The organism is Curtobacterium luteum (assembly GCF_014646995.1).
GTDB lineage: Bacteria > Actinomycetota > Actinomycetes > Actinomycetales > Microbacteriaceae > Curtobacterium > Curtobacterium luteum.
This window is the reverse complement of the sequence record NZ_BMOI01000016.1, coordinates 67,450-85,396: the sequence shown is the minus strand read 5'-3', so window position 1 is coordinate 85,396 and position 17,947 is coordinate 67,450. Positions and strand designations below refer to the sequence as shown.

General features: G+C 72.3%; 16 protein-coding genes. 7 read left to right on the top strand and 9 right to left on the bottom strand.

Annotated features, from left to right (window positions below):
• Window positions 1–172 precede the first annotated feature (172 nt).
• The 3 genes from aqpZ to IEY20_RS15455 all read left to right on the top strand — a co-directional run bounded on the left by aqpZ (window position 173) and on the right by IEY20_RS15455 (window position 3,834).
• Entirely contained in the window at window positions 173–964 is a 792-nt protein-coding gene (aqpZ, locus tag IEY20_RS15465) for an aquaporin Z (RefSeq protein WP_175327586.1), read from the top strand.
• A gap of 126 nt (window positions 965–1,090) precedes the next feature.
• Window positions 1,091–3,235 (top strand): phosphoesterase, encoded by a 2,145-nt coding sequence (locus IEY20_RS15460; RefSeq protein ID WP_175327585.1) that lies wholly within the window; start codon window positions 1,091–1,093, stop codon window positions 3,233–3,235.
• 38 nt (window positions 3,236–3,273) lie between these two features.
• Window positions 3,274–3,834, top strand: coding sequence for a hypothetical protein (locus tag IEY20_RS15455; protein WP_175327584.1), 561 nt, complete (start codon window positions 3,274–3,276; stop codon window positions 3,832–3,834).
• Window positions 3,835–3,914: 80 nt separating this feature from the next.
• Here the strand turns inward: IEY20_RS15455 and IEY20_RS15450 are convergent, their stop codons facing one another.
• The 6 genes from IEY20_RS15450 to IEY20_RS15425 form a co-directional block, all read right to left on the bottom strand.
• Window positions 3,915–4,181, bottom strand: a complete 267-nt coding sequence (locus IEY20_RS15450) for a hypothetical protein (RefSeq protein ID WP_175327583.1) — start codon at window positions 4,179–4,181, stop codon at window positions 3,915–3,917.
• A complete protein-coding gene (locus IEY20_RS15445) occupies window positions 4,178–4,372 on the bottom strand; it encodes a hypothetical protein (protein ID WP_022902991.1) in 195 nt (64 codons plus the stop codon). The genes IEY20_RS15450 and IEY20_RS15445 overlap by 4 nt, the downstream gene beginning before the upstream one ends.
• Before the next feature lie 16 nt (window positions 4,373–4,388).
• Complete coding sequence (locus IEY20_RS15440) at window positions 4,389–4,949, bottom strand: hypothetical protein (protein WP_175327582.1); 561 nt, start codon at window positions 4,947–4,949, stop codon at window positions 4,389–4,391.
• Window positions 4,950–5,044: 95 nt separating this feature from the next.
• A complete protein-coding gene (locus IEY20_RS15435) occupies window positions 5,045–6,118 on the bottom strand; it encodes a threonine aldolase family protein (protein ID WP_175327581.1) in 1,074 nt (357 codons plus the stop codon).
• Window positions 6,115–6,810 carry an SDR family NAD(P)-dependent oxidoreductase gene (locus IEY20_RS15430; protein WP_175327580.1) on the bottom strand — a complete coding sequence of 232 codons (696 nt, stop codon included), beginning with the start codon at window positions 6,808–6,810 and terminating at the stop codon, window positions 6,115–6,117. The genes IEY20_RS15435 and IEY20_RS15430 overlap by 4 nt, the downstream gene beginning before the upstream one ends.
• Complete coding sequence (locus IEY20_RS15425; protein ID WP_022902987.1) at window positions 6,807–8,270, bottom strand: DUF6421 family protein; 1,464 nt, start codon at window positions 8,268–8,270, stop codon at window positions 6,807–6,809. Before IEY20_RS15425 ends, IEY20_RS15430 begins: the two co-directional genes overlap by 4 nt.
• A 315-nt stretch (window positions 8,271–8,585) precedes the next feature.
• Between IEY20_RS15425 and IEY20_RS15420 the strand changes: the two genes are divergently transcribed.
• Window positions 8,586–11,417 (top strand): alpha/beta hydrolase family protein, encoded by a 2,832-nt coding sequence (locus IEY20_RS15420; protein WP_175327579.1) that lies wholly within the window; start codon window positions 8,586–8,588, stop codon window positions 11,415–11,417.
• A gap of 122 nt (window positions 11,418–11,539) precedes the next feature.
• On the opposite strand, the gene IEY20_RS15415 is transcribed toward IEY20_RS15420, so the two are convergent.
• A complete protein-coding gene (locus tag IEY20_RS15415) occupies window positions 11,540–12,187 on the bottom strand; it encodes an NAD(P)-dependent oxidoreductase (protein ID WP_175327578.1) in 648 nt (215 codons plus the stop codon).
• Window positions 12,188–12,248: 61 nt separating this feature from the next.
• On the opposite strand from IEY20_RS15415, the gene IEY20_RS15410 reads away from it, so the two are divergent.
• The 3 genes from IEY20_RS15410 to IEY20_RS15400 all read left to right on the top strand — a co-directional run bounded on the left by IEY20_RS15410 (window position 12,249) and on the right by IEY20_RS15400 (window position 14,574).
• Window positions 12,249–12,854 carry a TetR/AcrR family transcriptional regulator gene (locus IEY20_RS15410; protein ID WP_175327577.1) on the top strand — a complete coding sequence of 202 codons (606 nt, stop codon included), beginning with the start codon at window positions 12,249–12,251 and terminating at the stop codon, window positions 12,852–12,854.
• A gap of 71 nt (window positions 12,855–12,925) precedes the next feature.
• Complete coding sequence (locus IEY20_RS15405) at window positions 12,926–13,876, top strand: DUF389 domain-containing protein (RefSeq protein ID WP_022903393.1); 951 nt, start codon at window positions 12,926–12,928, stop codon at window positions 13,874–13,876.
• Window positions 13,873–14,574, top strand: a complete 702-nt coding sequence (locus tag IEY20_RS15400; RefSeq protein WP_175327576.1) for an HAD family hydrolase — start codon at window positions 13,873–13,875, stop codon at window positions 14,572–14,574. Before IEY20_RS15405 ends, IEY20_RS15400 begins: the two co-directional genes overlap by 4 nt.
• A gap of 107 nt (window positions 14,575–14,681) precedes the next feature.
• On the opposite strand, the gene IEY20_RS15395 is transcribed toward IEY20_RS15400, so the two are convergent.
• Window positions 14,682–15,560: an aminoglycoside phosphotransferase family protein gene (locus IEY20_RS15395; RefSeq protein ID WP_175327575.1), complete on the bottom strand. Its 879-nt coding sequence runs from the start codon at window positions 15,558–15,560 to the stop codon at window positions 14,682–14,684.
• A gap of 93 nt (window positions 15,561–15,653) precedes the next feature.
• Window positions 15,654–17,947, bottom strand: a 2,294-nt coding sequence (locus tag IEY20_RS15390) for an FdhF/YdeP family oxidoreductase (RefSeq protein ID WP_188889286.1), incomplete at its 5' end; no start/stop codon positions are given.

The window sequence follows — 17,947 nt, the reverse complement described above, 5'->3', positions numbered from 1 at the left end:
CGCGCCGCCCTCGCGAAACCCACCCGCGTGCAGTAGACCGCACCACCCACCGACCACCCCAGACCCCGGGAGGCACATCGCGCCTCCCGGTCGGTCCGGGGCGGTCACCCACTCGATCAACCCTGACGGCAGGACGCAGCAGCGTCCTGTCGTGCTTCATGAGGAGACCCCCATGGCGAAGAAGACCCCTGTCAGCACCTCCACATCCGAACAGCGCCGTGAGGACGCGGCCGCCTGGTCGCCGCTCGCGCGCTACGCGTCCGAGTTCTTCGGCACCTTCCTGCTGGTCCTCGGCGGTGTCGGCACCGCCCTGTTCGCGGCGAACGTCCCGAGCGCGACCGACAACCAGCAGGGCGTCGGCTACCTCGGCGTGGCGCTCGCGTTCGGGCTCACCCTCGTCGCCGGGATCTCGGCCGTCGGCCACATCTCGGGCGGGCACTTCAACCCGGCGGTGACGCTCGGGCTGCTCGCCGCCGGGCGGACCGACGCCCGGCACGTCGCGGGGTACATCGTGTCCCAGGTGGTCGGCGGCCTCGTGGCGACGAGCATCATCGCCGCGGTCCTCAGCGGCAAGCCGGGCGCGTTCGCGGCGGCGCAGGAGGGCGGCTTCGCGTCAAACGGCTACGGCGACTCGAGCCCGAGCGGGTTCGGGCTCGGCTCGGTGTTCCTCACCGAGGCCGTCCTGACCGGGGTGTTCATCGCCGTGATCCTGTCGATCACCGCGAAGCAGGAGTACCAGGCCGTGGCGCCGCTCGGCATCGGTCTGACGCTCACCCTCATCCACCTCGTCAGCATCCCGGTGAGCAACACGTCGGTGAACCCGGCACGCTCCATCGCGACCGCGGTGTACGGCGGTGCGACGCCGCTCGCCCAGCTGTGGGTGTTCATCGTCGCACCGATCCTCGGCGGCGTCGTCGCCGGTCTCGTGGTGCGCGTGGCGGGTCGGAAGCGCCTGACCAGCTGACGGGACGGCCGGTGCGCCCCTCCCGGCGCGCCGGCCCCGGTGAGGGACCGCTCGCTGTGCGGTCCCTCACGACCCGTTCACCTGCTGTCCCCCGAGCGGGGGCGGCCACGGGGCGAGACTTCCCACATGAAGCTCATCGGCAGGACCAATGGTCGACGGCGCACCGCAGCGTTCGTCGCAGCGGCAGGCGTCTTCGCTGCCGCCGTCGCGGGCGTCGCGACCACCACCGCCTCCGCAGCAGACGCCAGCACGGCGCAGCGCGGGACCACGATCACCTCGACCGGGCTCCGTCCCGGCCAGGTCAAGCACGTCTGGCTGATCATCCTCGAGAACAAGTCGTACGACGCGACGTTCACGGGCCTCAACCAGAACAGCTACCTCTGGAAGACGCTGCCGGCCCAGGGGGTGCTGCTGAAGAACTACTACGGCACCGGGCACTACAGCATGGACAACTACATCTCCATGGTGTCTGGCCAGGGTCCGCAGGCGGACACCCAGTCCGACTGCAACGTGGTCGACACCCGCTTCGGGTCCGACCACAGCATCATCGGGTCCGGCGAGGACCGCGGGCAGGTCAAGTCCCTCGCGAACGCGGCACAGCCGAGCGGCGCCAACGCCCCCGACGGCTCGAACGGCTGCACCTACCCGCACTCCACGCCGACGCTCTTCAACCAGCTCGACGCCGCGCACGAGACCTGGAAGGGCTACGCGCAGGACCTCGGCAACCAGCCCGGCCGCGAGGACGGCCTCTGCGGAGCTCCCGGGACCGCCGACAACAACCCCGAGAACAACCCGACGTACCTCACGCCCTCGGCCGACCACCCGGCACCGACCGGCGTGACGAGCTTCACCGGGGCCCAGGCGAACGACCAGTACGTGGCGAAGCACTTCCCGTTCCCGTGGTTCGAGGGCCTCACCGGAGCGGCCGGCGCGAAGGGACGCGCGGCGACCTCGCTGACGACCCCGACGCAGGGCGGCACCGACTGCGACGCCGCGCACATCGCGAACCTCGACTCGTCCTCGAACGGGCTGTTCCGCGACCTGCAGCACGAGAAGACCACGCCGGCGTTCAGCTGGATCACGCCGAACAACTGCAGCGACGCGCACGACGCCGTCTGCAAGGGCAACAACCTCTCCGGGTCGTTCACGAGCAGCGGGCAGCCGGTCTACCAGTCCGGCACCCCGGCGCCGGAGTCGACCACGCCGAAGAACCACACCGGCGGCCTCTACGCCTCGGACCTCTTCCTCAAGTACTACATCCCGATGATCGAGCGCTCGGCCGCGTTCAAGGACGGCGGCCTGATCGACGTCGCGTTCGACGAGGCCAACCCGCCCTTCACCTACAGCGGCAACAGCTTCGACAACGCGAACCACTACGGGCCGACCCTCTCGGACAAGCCCGACGCCTCCTCGGGCATCGCGGCTGACCGTGCCGGCGAGAACATCGACGGCAAGAACGTCGCGACCGAGCCGACCGGCCCGAACTCGACGCTCGGGACGGACTCGAAGGGCAACCAGCTGTACCCGGGGCCCGGGTACAACGCCTTCATCGACCGGCCCTCCGCGTGCACCCAGACCTCGCCGACGCTCGTCCCCGCCGACTGCGTGCCCGGGATCGTCCGGGGCGGGTCCGGGAACACCCCCGGCGCCCGGACGGACGCCGTCGCAGCGAACACAGCCTCCAGCTACGTCGTCGACCAGTCGATCGTCGCCGACGACACCGGCCGTGGCGTGGTCGACACGACCGACAAGACCGGCCCCGGGGGCACCAGCCCGATCCCGGCCGACACCTTCGTCGGAGCCGTGAGCGACACCGGCCCGCAGTACCCGACGTCGGCCTCCGGATCGGTCGTCAGCGGGTCGTTCCAGCTCCTCGACGCCGCCGGGAACCCGGTGACGCCGACCGGCGCGGTGACGAGCCTGACGCTCAGCGCCGAGGGGGCGCCCGGCTTCCTCAGCACCGGGCAGACCGCCGACCCGCTCTACGACGCCACCGACGCGACCCCCGGCGGCGGCGACACCGGGAGCGTGCTCATCAGCCCGCTCATCAAGCCCGGGACCGTCTCCACCACGTACTACAACCACTACAGCTGGCTGCGGACGATGGAGGACGTGTTCGGCGTCAGCACGGGCGACGACCACCAGCGGCTGCCCGGCGGCACCGTGTCCGGCGGCGTCGACCGGCTCGGGCACCTCGGGTACGCGGGCCAGGCCGGCCTCGAGCCGTTCGGGCCTGACGTGTTCAACAACGCGTTGCCGAGGCGCCGGTGACCCGTCCGCACCCCGGGACCAGGAGGCCGCTCACCCTGGTGGCCTCCTGGTCCGCTGCGCTCGTCGGGGTCGTCGTCCTGACGTCGGTCCTCGCCGGGTGCACGGGGCAGACGCGTCCGGGGGTCGAGGACACCTACGGCGGGATGCCGTCGTACCTCGCGACGATCCCCTCCACCACCGACGAGGTCCTCGACGGCAGCGCCGCCCACCCCGCGCTGACCTCCGAGGGCGATGCCGTCCGGGTGCACCTGCAGGACGGCGCCACCGTGACCGCGACGGTCACCGGGCCCGTCGTCCCGGGCGAGGGGCTGCCGCACCAGGGGGAGACGACGACGTGCACGTGGACGGTGTCCCTCCGGGGGACGTCGGGCAGCGTGCCGGTCTCCGTGTCCGACATGACGACGATCGACCAGCTCGGGAACGTCTACCGCCTGTCACCGGTCCCGGGGAAGGGGACGCCGCCGCGAACGCTCCGCGCGGGGCAGCGCGTCACCTTCGAGCTCCGCACGGTGATGAAGGTCGGGGAGGGCGTGCTGCGCTGGGCACCCGGTGGCGGGAAGACCCTCGCCGAGTGGGACTTCGAGGTCGAGAACGACTGACCGGTGGGGTCGCGGTCGCGACCACAGGACGGACGGGAGGCACGGTGCGGTTCCGCCCCGTGCCTCCCGTCCGTCGTCGGTCACCGTTCCGACACGGCGGCGATCGCTTCGCTGATCGTCGCGTCCGGATGCTCCTCGCGCCACTTCCGGACGCTGCGTGGATCGGGCGCGGCCCCGTCCGGGACACGGGTCGCGCCGACGACGCTCGGCGCGGAGGCAGCGTACGCGAGCGTGGCGAGCGCTCCGAGGCAGGCGTCGAGCAGGCCGAGCGCGAGCCAGGCGCCGATCGTCGCTGCGATGCCGCCGACGATCACGACCGTCGGACCCCGACGGACGCGCGCGGTCACGGCCGTCGGTGCCGTCGGCGACGGAGTGCGGTGCCGGCCCACACCATCGCGGTGAACAGGGCCAGCGCGGATCCGACGGTGCTGCCCCAATGGCCGGCGGTCGTCGGCGCCGTGACGAGGACCGATCCGGCGACGACGAGCGCCGAACTGCACGTCAGCGCGATGGGCAGGCGCAACAAGAACGACCTCATGACGTCATGTCTCCCATCAGGCGCACCGCGGCTTGACCTTGCCGCCCGCGAACGGGTAGACCCGCAGCTGTTTCGTGCCGCAACGGATTGCCCCGCTCCCGGTGATCGCCACCGTGGCCGCGGTGAGGATCGCGCCGACGACGACGCAGAACGTGCCGCCACTCACTGCGCACACGGCGGCCCCGAGTGCGAAGGCTGCGCCACTGATGATCATGTTCTGGTCCGTCGCGTTGAAGCTGACGTAGGTGCCCTTCGAGTCCGTGCCCGCTCCGATGCGCTCGCGGGAGCGTTCGGTGACGAGGTCGAACGTGAAGCCGTCGCCGAGATCGATCCTCGTGACCGTCGACCCGTCCGCGCGTTCGCTGTTCGCCACGACCAGTCCATCAGCCCTCGCTTCGCCGAGCGCGGCTGCGAGCTGCTCCGGGCTGATCTCGACCTCGGCGCCGTGCGTCTGTACGGCCGTCCCGGCGCGGGGCATCGTCGTGGCAGCTGTCGCCGCTGGTGCAGTCACGAGCGCGCTCGCGATCACTGTAGTGACGAGCACGAGGCTCGTGATGGCTGTTCGGTGCTTCGACATCGATCCCCCTGGGGCTCTCGGAGCCGCCTCGTCGCGGCCTCGGAGTCGAAATTACACAGGTGCCGTTCGTACGTCAAACCTGACATTCCAGGCGGTCAGACGGCCGCGAGCTCCCGCGTCAGCGCCGCCACGAAGTCGTCGATGTCCTGCTCCGACGTGTCGAAGGAGCACATCCACCGCACCTCGTTCCGGCTGGCGTCCCAGTCGTAGAACCGGAAGTGCTCGCGGAGCCGATCGGCCACCCCGGCCGGCAGGGTCGCGAACACACCGTTCGCCTGGGTCTCCTGGCTGAACCCGACGCCCTGGATGCTGCCGTCGGCGATCCCGGCCTCGAGCGCGCCCCGGAGCTTCGCCGCCATCGCGTTCGCGTGCCGTGCGGAGCGGAGGTAGAGGTCGTCGGTGAGCAGGGCGATGAGCTGCGCCGACACGAACCGCATCTTCGACGAGAGCTGCATGTTGAGCTTGCGGAGGTAGTGCAGCCCCTCGGACGCCGACGGGTCGAGCACGACCACCGCCTCGCCGTAGAGCAGACCGTTCTTGGTGCCGCCGAAGCTCAGCACGTCGACCCCGGCGTCGGTGGTGAAGGCGCGCAAGGGGAGCCCGAGCGTGGCGGCCGCGTTCGAGATGCGGGCTCCGTCCATGTGGAGCTTCATGCCGAGCCCGTGCACGTGGTCGGCGATCGCCCTGATCTCGTCGACGGTGTAGGCCGTGCCGAGCTCGGTCGTCTGCGTGATGGACACCACGAGCGGCTGCGCGCGGTGCTCGTCACCCCAGCCCCAGGCCTGCTGGTCGATGAGCTCGGGGGTGAGCTTGCCGTCGGGCGCGTCCACGGTGAGGAGCTTGATGCCGCCGACGCGCTCCGGCGCACCGGCCTCGTCGGTGTGGATGTGCGCGGTCGAGGTGCACACGACGGCGCCCCACCGGGGGAGCATCGACTGCAGGCCGACGACGTTCGCGCCGGTGCCGTTGAACACCGGGAACGCCTGCGCCTGGTCGCCGAAGTGCTCGGTGAAGACCTGCTGCAGCCGTGCCGTGTAGACGTCCTCGCCGTAGGCGATCTGGTGGCCCTGGTTCGCGGCCGCGATGGCGTCGAGGACCTCCGGGTGGATGCCGGCGTAGTTGTCCGAGGCGAAGCCCCGCAGGTCGAGGTCGTGCAGTCGAAGGGTCACGCGTCGATCCTAGGTTCCGTGCCGACGGGCTCCGTGGCGAGGGGCAGACGGACGCCGTTCACGTCGGTGGGGTCGGCCGCCCAGAGCCGGACGACCTCCTCGCCGAGCCGGCGTTCGAGGCCGTCGAGCGTCCGGACGACGAAGACGGTGGCGGCCGCGGTGGTCGGGGCGTCCTTCCGGAAGCCCTGCGCGACCGCACGGGTCCAGGCGTCCGCCGCGGCCTTCGCAGCGGCGTAGTTCGCGGCACCCGCGGCGGGGGCGTCGACGCTCGTCGACGACACGATCGCGAGGCGTCCGGTCGGCGAGGCGACGAGGTCGTCGTACAGGGCGCGGGTCGTGTTCCGCAGGGTACGGAAGCCCCGTTCGAGGAAGTCCCAGTCCTCGTCGGACTGCCCGGCGAGACCGCCGCCGCCCCGCCATCCGCCGACCAGGTGCACGAGGCCGTCGACGTGCGTCCCGTCGGCCTGGAGGCGCGACACCAGCCCGTCGACCGCGCTGCGGTCCGCCAGGTCGCACCGCTGGGTCGTGACCTGCGGGACGGCCGCGCGCAGTGCCTCCAGGCCGTCGCCCCGGGTGCCGACGGCGACGACCGCCGCTCCGGCGGCGACCAGTGCTCGCGAGACGGCTTCGCCGCTGGTGCTGGTCGCTCCCGCGACCAGCACCGTGCGGCCGGCGAGCGGGCCGTCGTTCACGCGGCGACCGACGCGTCGTCGGTGGTCCCCGTGATGCCCGCGGTGGACTGGATGACGGCTGTCATCTTCTTGTCCAGCGCTTCGTAGAACATCGAGAGCGGGAACTCGTCGTCGAGCACGGCGTCGGTGTAGCCCTTCGGCGGACCGGCGAGCGTCTCGGACGGCAGCCCCTTCGCCCACGCGGACGCAGGGTGCGGAGTGAGGGTCTGCGTGAGCATCTCGTAGGCGGCGAGCCAGTGCGCCGACTTCGGCCGGTCGATCGAGCGCCAGTACAGGTCGTTGATCCGGTCGCTCAGCGCGATGACGACGTCGGGGACCGCGTCCCAGTCGATCGTGAGCTGCGTGTCGGTCCAGTGCAGGACGCCGTGCTGGTGCAGCCACGCGAAGAGCAGCTGCCCGCCGAGCCCGTCGTAGTTCCGGACCCGGCTGCCGGTGATGGCGAAGCGGAAGATCCGGTCGAAGATGACGGCGTACTGCACGAGTGCCGCGTGGTCCCGGATCGAGCGCTGCGCATCCGACAGCTCCCCGTCCGGCACCGCCGACAGCGACCGCTGCAGCCGGACCGACTCGCGGAACGCGGTGAGGTCGCAGCGCAGCTCCTCGAGCGAGTAGAGGAAGAACGGCATGCGCTGCTTGATCATGAACGGGTCGAACGGCAGGTCGCCGCGCATGTGCGAGCGGTCGTGGATGATGTCCCACATCACGAAGACCCGCTCGGTGAGCTCCTGGTCGTCGAGCATCGCCGCGGCGTCCTCGGGCAGGTCGAGCTTCGTGATGTCGGCGGCCGCACGGACGACCCGGCGGTAGCGGGCGGCCTCGCGGTCCTGGAAGATCGCGCCCCAGGTGAACGCCGGGATCTCCCGCATCGCGACGGTCTCGGGGAACAGCACGGCCGAGTTCGTGTCGTAGCCGGGCGTGAAGTCGACGAACCGGAGCGCGACGAACAGCTTGTTGCCGTACTCGCCGGCCTCGAGCTCGGCGATGAAGTCCGGCCAGATGACCTCGACGAGCAGGGCCTCGACGAACCGCGAGGCGCTGCCGTTCTGCGTGACCATCGGGAACACCACGAGGTGCCCGAGGCCGTCGACCCGGTGCTGCTGCGGCTGGAAGGCGTTCAGCGAGTCGAGGAAGTCCGGGACGCCGAAGCCCTGCGCCTCCCACGCCGCGAAGTCCCGGCGGAGCAGCTCGAGGTACGCGGCGTCGTGCGGGAACGCGGGCGCGAGCTCGGCGATCGCCGGGACGACGACGGCGAGCAGCTCGGACGCGGCGGGGTGGTCGGCTGCGTCCGGGACGGAGCCGTCGGTGGCCTGCAGTCGCTGGAGTGCGACGACGGCGTCCTTGAGTCGGAGCCACGCGGGGTTCGCGGCGACCTCGCGCACGGGTGCGGCACCGCGGTCCTCGACGACCTCGGGCTCTCCGATGATGGCGTCCTGCGTGAACTTCTGGACGAACTGGGACATCTCGAACCTCCCCGTCGTTGGGCCGGCGTGCGCGTGTGGACCGCACCGATCGGCGGTCCTGACGGAATCCTAATGAGGAGCCGGAGCGGCATTCTTGCCTCTTCCCGCCGCATTCCTGCGCGGTTCCGGGGCCGACGCACGCGATCGGGGGTGGCACGCTCGACTTCGCGCGTTCGGGTGTTCGCCGGGGCGCGCGGACCTTCCCCGGGCGATCATCCTGCGGGATGATCCGACTGGCCGACCGGTCTCGCTACCGTGACCACCAGCGCGTGCCGCACGGCCCGCGGAACCACCCGCCGACAGGGGGACCCCGACGTGGACCGTCACCGCCGCCAGCCACCACGCCGCCGTCGCGGTGCTCGATCCCTCGGGGCGCGATCCCTGGGCGCCCGGTCGCTCGGGGCCGCCGCCGTCGTCGCGGCGCTCGCCCTCGCCGGCAGCCTCGTCGCCCTCCCTGCGGTCGCCGCGCCCGCCGACGGCACCCCCGCGGACGGTACCGGCGCCACGATCACGACCGGCGACTCCCCGGTCGCGTCGGGGGACGGGTGGACCGTGACCGCGGTCGCCGGCGGCTACGTCGTCACCCTCACGCTCGACGAGCCCCTGCCGATCCGGGCCGCCGCCCCGACGCTCGTGGTCGACGGCCGGGACATCGGGATCGCGAGCACGAGCATCGACCAGCGCACCCTCACCGTCACCACCACGGACCCGTCGGTCGCGAGCGCGACGAGCGTGGTCCTCGGCTCGACCGGGGGCGTGCAGCGCCCGAGCGGGCCGTCCGTGTCAGCGCAGGCGACGCCGGGTGCCCGACCCGAGGAGACGCCGGCGCCGCTCGACGCCGACCCGGCCGCCGCGGGTCCGTACTCCGTCGTCCGCGCCGACTACGACCTCGGCGACCAGGCCGAGACCATCCGCGGCTTCCGGGGGCGCAAGGGCGAGATGCGCGCCGCGGTCTGGCTGCCGGCGAACGCCCCGGGGAAGCGGCCCGTCGCGGTGTTCCTGCACGGTCGGCACGAGGCCTGCGTCGGCGGGACCCCGACCGCGGCCGGTTGGCCGTGCGGGAAGAACCAGACCGTGATCCCGAGCTACCTCGGGTACAACGCTGCCGCCCAGGCGCTCGCGAGCAACGGGGTCGCGGTCGTGTCGATCTCCGCGGACGCCATCAACGCCCTCGACGGCACGTACGCCGACGACGGCGGGGCCACTGCGCGGGGGCAGCTCGTCCTCGACCACCTCGCGCTCCTGCAGCGCGCGGACGCGGGGGACGAACCGCGGCTCTCCCCGGCGCTCGTCGGCAAGCTCGACCTGCAGCACGTCGGCCTCATGGGCCACTCCCGCGGCGGTGACGGCGTCGTCCGGGCGGCCCTGCTGAACGCCCAGCGGAAGCAGCCGTTCGGCATCACGGCCGTCATGCCGCTCGCACCCACCGACTTCGGCCGCACGACGCTCCCGGACGTGGACACGGCCGTGGTGCTGCCGTACTGCGACGGCGACGTGTCCGACCTGCAGGGCCAGCAATTCTTCGACGACTCCCGGACGGCCTACGGGGACGACGTGCTCCGCTCCTCCGTCCTCGTGATGGGCGCGAACCACAACTTCTTCAACTCCGTCTGGACCCCGGCGACCTACCCGAAGGCGTCGTTCGACGACTGGTGGGACCAGCAGGACCCGGTGTGCGGCGCGAAGGCGAAGGGCACCACGCGCTTGAGCTCGAGCGCGCAGTACGCCGTCGGCACGAGCCTCGTCAGCGGGTACTTCCGACTGACGCTCGGCGGCGAGCAGCAGTTCCTGCCGTACTTCGACGGCAGCGGTCGCGTGCCGTCAGCGCTCGGCACGGCCGACGTCCGCGTCACCGCGTCGCTCCCGGGCGGCACCCGCCGCGACCTCGCGCTCTTCACCGCGGCGGACCCCGCCGTGACCACCCGGGGCGCTGTGCGCGCGGTGACCTGTGCCAGCACCGAGGGCGTCGCCGGCACGCCCGCCCTGCCGGCCTGCGTCACCGGAGCGACGACCGCGCCCGACTACGTGCAGGCCTGGCTCGCGCCGTCGGTCCCCGCCACGCCCGCGCTCCACGTCGTCCCGACCGGGACGGCCTCCGGTGGCGCGGTCAAGGTCGCGGTCGACCCGGCCGCAGGGGACCTGTCGTCCTTCTCGACCCTGTCCGTCCGCCTCTCGCCGGACGACCGCGCGACCGCGGCGGCCGACGTGTCGCTCCGGGTCACCGACGCCTCCGGAGCCAGCGCGACGCGGAGGCTGTCCGACGTGAGCCGTGCCGGTGCGCTCCTGCCCGGTTCCCGGGACGCGGTGCGCAAGACCTTGCTCCAGCAGGCGCAGGTCCCGCTCAGCGCCTTCACCGGGATCGACCTGACGAACGTCCGGCAGGTCGCCGTCATGGTGCCGAAGGGTCGCAGCGGCCTGCTGCTCAGCGATCTGTCCGCGCTGCCCGCCTCGTCGCTCGGCACGCCGAAGGTGGTCGACCGCCCGACCGTCCGGGTCGCCGACCGGTTCGTGAACGAGGGCAACGCCAAGGGCACCGCGCGGGTCGCCGTCGTCCTCTCACGGCCGGCCGAACAGACCGCGACCGTCGCGTTCGACCTCGACGCCTGGGACGGTGCCGTCAGCTCGACCGTGCAGGACGTCGTCTTCCGTCCCGGTGAGGTCTGCCACACGGTCGCCGTGCCGGTCTTCGGGGACCGGCGCGCCTCGGAGTCCCGGACCACCGCGTACCCCCTCGCCGTCAGCACGACGCAGGGTGGAGCGGTCCTCGGCGACGGCACCGGCACCCTCACGCTCCGTGAGGACGACGGTGTCTCGATCGGTGGGACGAGCGTGTCGTCCGCGCCGCCCGTCGGCCGCGCCGGCGACGCCTGCGCCGAGGCGCAGGCCGGGACCGGCACCGTCACCGCCAACCCCACCCGCCCGCAGCGCGCGCACCGCGTGGTCTTCACGAGCGCCGGGTTCCGGCCCGGTGAGTCGGTCGCCGTGCGCATCGACGGCGGCGCGGCCACCCGTGTCGTCGCCGACACGACGGGCACCGCGACGCTGACCGTCGCGAAGTCGACGCAGAGCGTCGGCGCCCACGTCGTGACCGCTCGCGGGTACGGATCGGACCGTGCGGCGCGGGGGAGCTTCACCGTCCGGCGCTGACACGCCGTCGGCCGGGTGACGGCCGGACTGGAGGCGCGGGGCGGGCACGCACCGCGCCTCCTGTCCGGCTGCTCCAGCGTGGTACCGCTCTGCGGCGCTGCCGAGCCCCGATGGGGGCTGGGTCAGTCGCGTCGCCCCCGCGCGTACGCACTCCCGTCGCAGGTGTGCACCGCGCGGTCGTCCGTCAGGAGCCGCAACGAGTACTCGGCGCAGTCGACGAACGTGCCGATGCTGATCCACGACGAGGAGCGCCGGAGCGTCCCCTTCGACGGTCCGTCCGACCCGATGCCGGCGCGGTGGACCGTCCACTGCAGGTCGCGGGCCTCGGTGTCGAGGTACCGCATCACCGCCTCGTTGTCCCGGTGCTGTCCGTCGTAGCTCCGGGCGATCGTGCGCCGGACGATCCGCAGCACGAGCGGGAGCCGCTTGCCGGGCACGGCACTCAGGCCGCCCGCCTGGTAGAGGAACCGCCGGACGCCTCCGCGGCGCATCGCGGGGACGAGCTCGCGGACGAACTCGGTGTTGATCATCCGGGTTTCCTGCGCCTGTCGATCGCCGAGCATCGCGACCACCGCGTCGACACCGTCGAGCAGCCGGTCGAGGTCGAGGGGCTCGGTGATCGACCCCTGGACGACCTCGAGGTGATCGTCGACGAGTGTGAGCTTGCCGGGGGTGCGGGCGACGGCCCGGACGGAGTGCCCACCGGCGAGGGCGAGGCGGACGAAGTGCTGGCCGGTCTGGCCGGTGGCACCGAACACGAGGATCTGCATGACGCCAATCTAGGCACTGGCTAGAAAATAGGCAATGCCTAGTTCGTGATTAGGATGGAACGTGCCCGACCGCCCCTTCCACCACGGCAACCTCCGAGCGGTGCTGCTCGACGAGGCCGTCCGAGTCCTGCGCGAGTCCGGGGTGGACGGACTCTCGCTCCGCGACCTCGCACGCCGGGCGGGGGTCAGCCACGGCGCACCGCGGAGCCACTTCGTCGACCGGCAGGCGCTGCTCGACGCCCTCGCCGTGACCGGGTTCGAACGGCTGACCAGCGCGGTCCGCCGGGCGCTCGCCGGGTCGGGCGACGACCTGGCGGCCCGCTTCCGCGCGGTCGCCCGTGCCTACGTGGGCTTCGCGATCGACGACGCCGCGCTGATGGAGCTGATGTTCCAGGCGAAGGGCAGCGGCGGCACCGGGCCCGCCGGCGAGTCCGCTGCGACCCTCTTCGAGGTCCTCGACCAGGCCATGGGTCCTCGGCCGGGCGGCGGGGGAGACGAGGGAGCACGGACCGCGTTCAAGATGCTCTTCGCGGCGACCATGCAGGGCATCGCCGCGCTGGTCGCCTCCCGACGGCTCGAGCGCGCCCACGCGGACGGCCTCATCGACGCCGCGACCGACATGATGCTCGCGTCGGACCTCCGGACCCGAGCGCTCACCCCGGGCTGATCCCCGACCGATCGGGACACTCGTCCCCTCGCGCCGGAACCGGGCAGGACGTTCTCCGACACACTGGCGACATGCTCTCGGTCCGCGTCTCCGCTCCCGCCCCGCTCGCCGAGGAACTCCGCGTCCGCCTGTCCGCCGACCCGACCGTGTCCGACGTCACGGTGCTGCGCGGGGCCTGTCTCGACGGGAGCGGCGACCTCCTCCTCTTCGACATGGCGCGGGAGAACGCGAACAACGTCATGCGCATGCTGCGGCACGCGGGGGTGCCCGAGCACGGCACGATCGCGGTGTACGACCCGGTGACGGTCGTCTCCGACGCCGCGGACGCAGCCGAACGGGCGGCACCGGGACACCCGGCCGACGGGGTGCTCTGGGCGCAGCTCGCCGACGACGCCCGCGAGGACGCACGCCCCTCCGTGTCCTTCTTCACCTTCCTCCTCCTCGCGACGCTCATCGCCGGCATCGGGAGGTTGCTCGACCAACCCGTGCTCATCATCGGCGCGATGGTGGTCGGTCCGGAGTTCGCCCCGATCGCGGCGACCTGCTACGCCCTGGTCCGTCGGCGCTTCGGCATCGCCGGGTCAGCCGTCGCGACGCTGCTCGCCGGGTTCGCCGGTTCCGCCCTCGTGTCGTGGGGCCTGTGGGCGGCGGTGTCCGCAGCCGGGCTCATCACGTACGAGCAGGCGACGACCGGCACGCAGACCGAGTTCATCGTCGCGCCGGACGGCTGGTCCTTCGTCATCGCGGCGCTCGCCGGCATCGCCGGAGTGCTCTCCATCACGTCCGCGAAGCCCTCGGCGCTCGTCGGGGTGTTCATCTCGATCACCACGGTGCCCGCGGTCGGGACGGTCGGGCTGACGCTGGCGGTGGGTGCGTGGGACGAGGCGAGGGCTGCCGTGGTGCAACTCCTCGTGAACCTCGCCGGGCTGCTGCTCGCGGGCACGGTGACCCTCGCGGTCCAGCTCGTCTTCGGCCGTCGGCTCGGTCGGCGCCTGCAGGAGCGTCGGGCGGCCCGCCGGTGAGCCGGGGAGGCGCGATCCGGGCGGTGGGCTTCGACCTCGACGACACCCTGTTCGACCACCGAGGGGCAGCCGTCGTCGGCGTCCGACGGTTCCTCGGACAGCGCGGCATCGACGCGACCGACGCCGTCCTGGCCGCGTGGTTCCGCGCGGAGGACGAGCAGTACGAACGGTGGCGCTCCGGCGAGATCGGCTTCCCGGAGCAGCGGCGGGAACGACTCCGGACGGTGCTCCCGCAGCTCGGGCTCGCGGTCCCCGCCTCCGACAGCGGGCTCGACGCCCTCTTCGACGACTACCTCGCCGCGTACCGGGACGCCTGGCGGGTCTTCCCGGACGTCGTGCCGCTGCTGCGGACGCTCCGGCAGCGCGGGTACCGGATCGGGCTGCTCACGAACGGTTCCGAGGCGCAGCAACGCGACAAGCTCGCCCGCACCGGCCTGGCCGACGCATTCGACGCCGTCTGCGTCTCGGAGCTGATCGGCGTCCAGAAGCCCGACCCGCGAGCGTTCACGATCCTCGCGGAACGGCTCGGGGTCGGAGTCGGAGCGTGCCTGTTCGTCGGCGACGATCCCGAGCGGGACGTCGCGGGCGCACGCCGTGCCGGCATGTGCGCGGTGCTCGTCGACCGGTCGGCCGACGCGGCTCCCGCCCTCGACGAACTGGTCGACGCGGCGCTCACCGCGCCGGCCCACGGCGACTGAGCGCGGACCCTGCTCGAGGCCCGACAAGCGGACTGGAGGCGCGGGGCGGGCCCGCACCGCGCCTCCCGTCCGATGTGACCGGGCCCCGCGCCGGGGAGCGAGCCGCCTCACCCGAGCAGGTCGGCGATGCGCGCGGCGCGCGCCGCGGCCTCCCGCGCTGCCCCGACCTCCGCGCGGCTGGCGTACCAGAGCGCCGACTCGACCATCCGGGCGACCGACCAGGCGAGCACGCGGTCTGGTGCGAGACCCGTCCGGTCGGCCAGCAGTCCGACCCGGTCCGCGAGGACCGTCCCGGGGTCGGGGTGGGCGAACGGGTCGTCGACCTGCACGAGCAGCGGACAGAGGTCGTACGCGGGGTCGCCTGTCATCGGTTTCGGGTCGATCACGAGCCACGGTTCGCGTCCGGCCATGAGGACGTTGCCGGGGTTGTGGTCACCGTGCACCACGACCGTGGTCGGAGCCGACCGGGGGAGCTCGCGGAGCAGCGCGATGCCGTGCCGGACGATCCCGGGGTCGAGCGGCGGCGCGAGGGTCCGCATCCGCTCCTCGGCGAGGTCGGCCCACTCGTCGCAGACGTCGGCGACCCGCTCGAACGGGGACGCGTCGGGCACCCCGGCCGCCCAGAGCCGTGCGACGGCGTCCGCACCGATCGCCATCCGCTCGGCGGCGCTCAGGTCCGTCCGGTCGACGAGTCGTGTGCCGGGGTCGCAGCGCTCGAGCAGCAGCACGAACGGGTCGTCCGGATCGACCGCGAGCAGTCGGACCGCTCCCTCGCCGCCCCACCAGGCGAGCGCTGCCGCTTCGTCCCGGGCCTCGCGGTGCGGGAACGACAGCTTGAGCACCGCTGCTCCGCCGTCCGCGGTGGTGACGGCCTGCACGTGGGACACGCTCCCGCCGGTGATCACCCTGCCCGGCCGGAGGTCCCAGCGCGCGGCGGCGAGGCGGTCCGGGACGGTCCGGTGCCAGGCGTCCTCCGTCGGCCACATGACCCCACCGTACGGCGTGGCCGCCCGTGCGGCGAGCCGGCCCGGCCGCCCGGCCCAGCGAGCCGGACCAGGGCGCCGGACCCGCGTCCGGCGTCAGCCGACGGGGACGGGAGCCACCACCGGGGTCAGCCGGACCGGGACCGCCTTCGACACCGGGGTGTTGCTGCCCTTCGCGGCGGAGTCGAGGGGGACGAGCACGTTCGCCTCGGGGAAGTACGCCGCCGCGCAGCCCTTCGCACTCGGGTAGGCGACGATCCGCTGGTCGCGGAGCACCCGCTCGACGCCGTCGTGCCAGACGGTCGCGACGTCGACGTGCTGGCCGTCCTCGAGCCCGAGCTCGGCGAGGTCCTCCGGGTTCACGAAGACGACGTGCCGACCCTTCTTGATGCCGCGGTACCGGTCGTTGAGGCTGTAGATCGTCGTGTTGTACTGGTCGTGCGAGCGCAGGGTCTGCAGCAGCAGGGTGCCCTCGGGCCGTTCGACGTGCTCGAGCTCGTTGACCGTCAGCATCGCCTTGCCGGTCTCCGTCGCGAAGGTCCGGGAGTCGCGGGGGCCGTTCGGCAGGACGAAGCCCTCCTTGCTGCCCGCCCGGCGGGAGTAGTCGTCGAAGCCCGGGACGACGTGGCTGATGTGGTCGCGGATCACGCCGTAGTCGTCGCGCATGGCCTCCCACGCGATCGGCACCCGGTCGCCGAGGACGGCTCGGGCGAGTTCGCAGACGATGGCGACCTCGCTGCGGAGTCCGGGGGCGACGGGCGGCACCTGGCCGTGGCTGCCGTGCACGGAGCAGACGGTGTCCTCGACGGAGACGAACTGCGGCCCCGCGGCCTGCACGTCGATCTCGGTCCGGCCCATCGTCGGCAGGATGAGTGCCTCTTCCCCGACGACCGCGTGCGACCGGTTCAGCTTGGTCGACACCTGGACGGTCATCTCTGTGCCGCGGAACGCCTGCTCGGCGAGCTGCGAGTCCGAGATGGCGGCGACGAGGTTGCCGCCCATCCCCATCCAGAACTTGACGTCGCCTCGCTGCATTGCGTGGATGCCCTTGAGCGCGTCGACACCGTGCTCGCGGGGCGGCTCGAAGTGGAACTCCGCCGCCAGGGCATCGAGGAAGGAGTCCGGCATCTGCTCCCAGATGCCCATCGTCCGGTCGCCCTGCACGTTGCTGTGGCCGCGGATCGGCGAGGCGCCGGCGCCGGGCTTGCCGATGTTCCCACGGAGCAGCAGGAGGTTGATGATCTCCTTGATCGTGTCGACGGCCTTCGTGTGCTGGGTGATGCCCATCGCCCACGTGATGATCGTCCGCTCGGAGCGCAGGTAGCGGTCGGCGAGCTCGTCGATCTCCGCGAGGGTGAGGCCGGTCGCGCGCACCACCTCGTCGTCGTCGACCCGGAGGATGTGCTCGACGAACGCGTCGTAGCCGCTGGTGTGCTCGTCGATGAAGGCACGGTCGACCACGGTGCCCGGGGCCGCCTGCTCGGCGAGGACGACCCGCTTCGCGACGGCCTGCAGCAGCGCCATGTCGCCGCCCAGCCGGATCTGCAGGAACTGGTCCGCGATCTGGGTGCCGTGCCCCACGACGCCGCGGGGGCGCTGCGGGTTCTTGTACCGGCGCAGACCCGCCTCCGGCAGCGGGTTCACCGCGACGATCTCGGCGCCGTTCTGCTTGGCGTCCTCGAGCGCGGTGAGCATGCGCGGGTGGTTCGTGCCGGGGTTCTGCCCCATGACGATGATGAGCTCGGTCTGCTCGAAGTCGTCGTACGCGATGGTCGACTTCCCGATGCCGACGACCTCGGCCATCGCGAGGCTGGTGGACTCGTGGCACATGTTCGAGCAGTCGGGCAGGTTGTTCGTCCCGAACGCCCGGACGAAGAGCTGGTAGACGAACGCGGCCTCGTTGCTCGTGCGACCCGACGTGTAGAACGACGCCTGGTCGGGGCTGTCCAAGCCGTTCAGCTTCTCGGCGATGATCTCGTACGCGCGCTCCCAGCTGACCGGCTCGTAGCGGTCCTTGCCCGCGGGCTTCCACACCGGCTCGGTCAGCCGACCCTGCATGCCGAGCCAGTACTCGGTCTTGTCGGCGAGGTCGTCGACGGAGTGCTCGGCCCAGAACGTCCGCGGCACCGTCACCGGGGTGGCCTCCCACACCACGGCCTTGCCGCCGTTCTCGCAGAACTCCGCGGTCTTGCGCTTGTCCGGGTCCAGCCAGGCGCAGCTCATGCAGTCGAACCCGCCCTTCTGGTTCAGGGCGAGCATGAGCTTGGCGGTCCGCGCGGCACCGAGCTGTTCGAGCGCTGGGCCCATCGAGTGCAGGACGCCGGGGACGCCCGCCGCCCAGTCCTTCGGCTCGCCGACGGTGAGGTCGGCGTCGGTCACGTCGTCGGTGG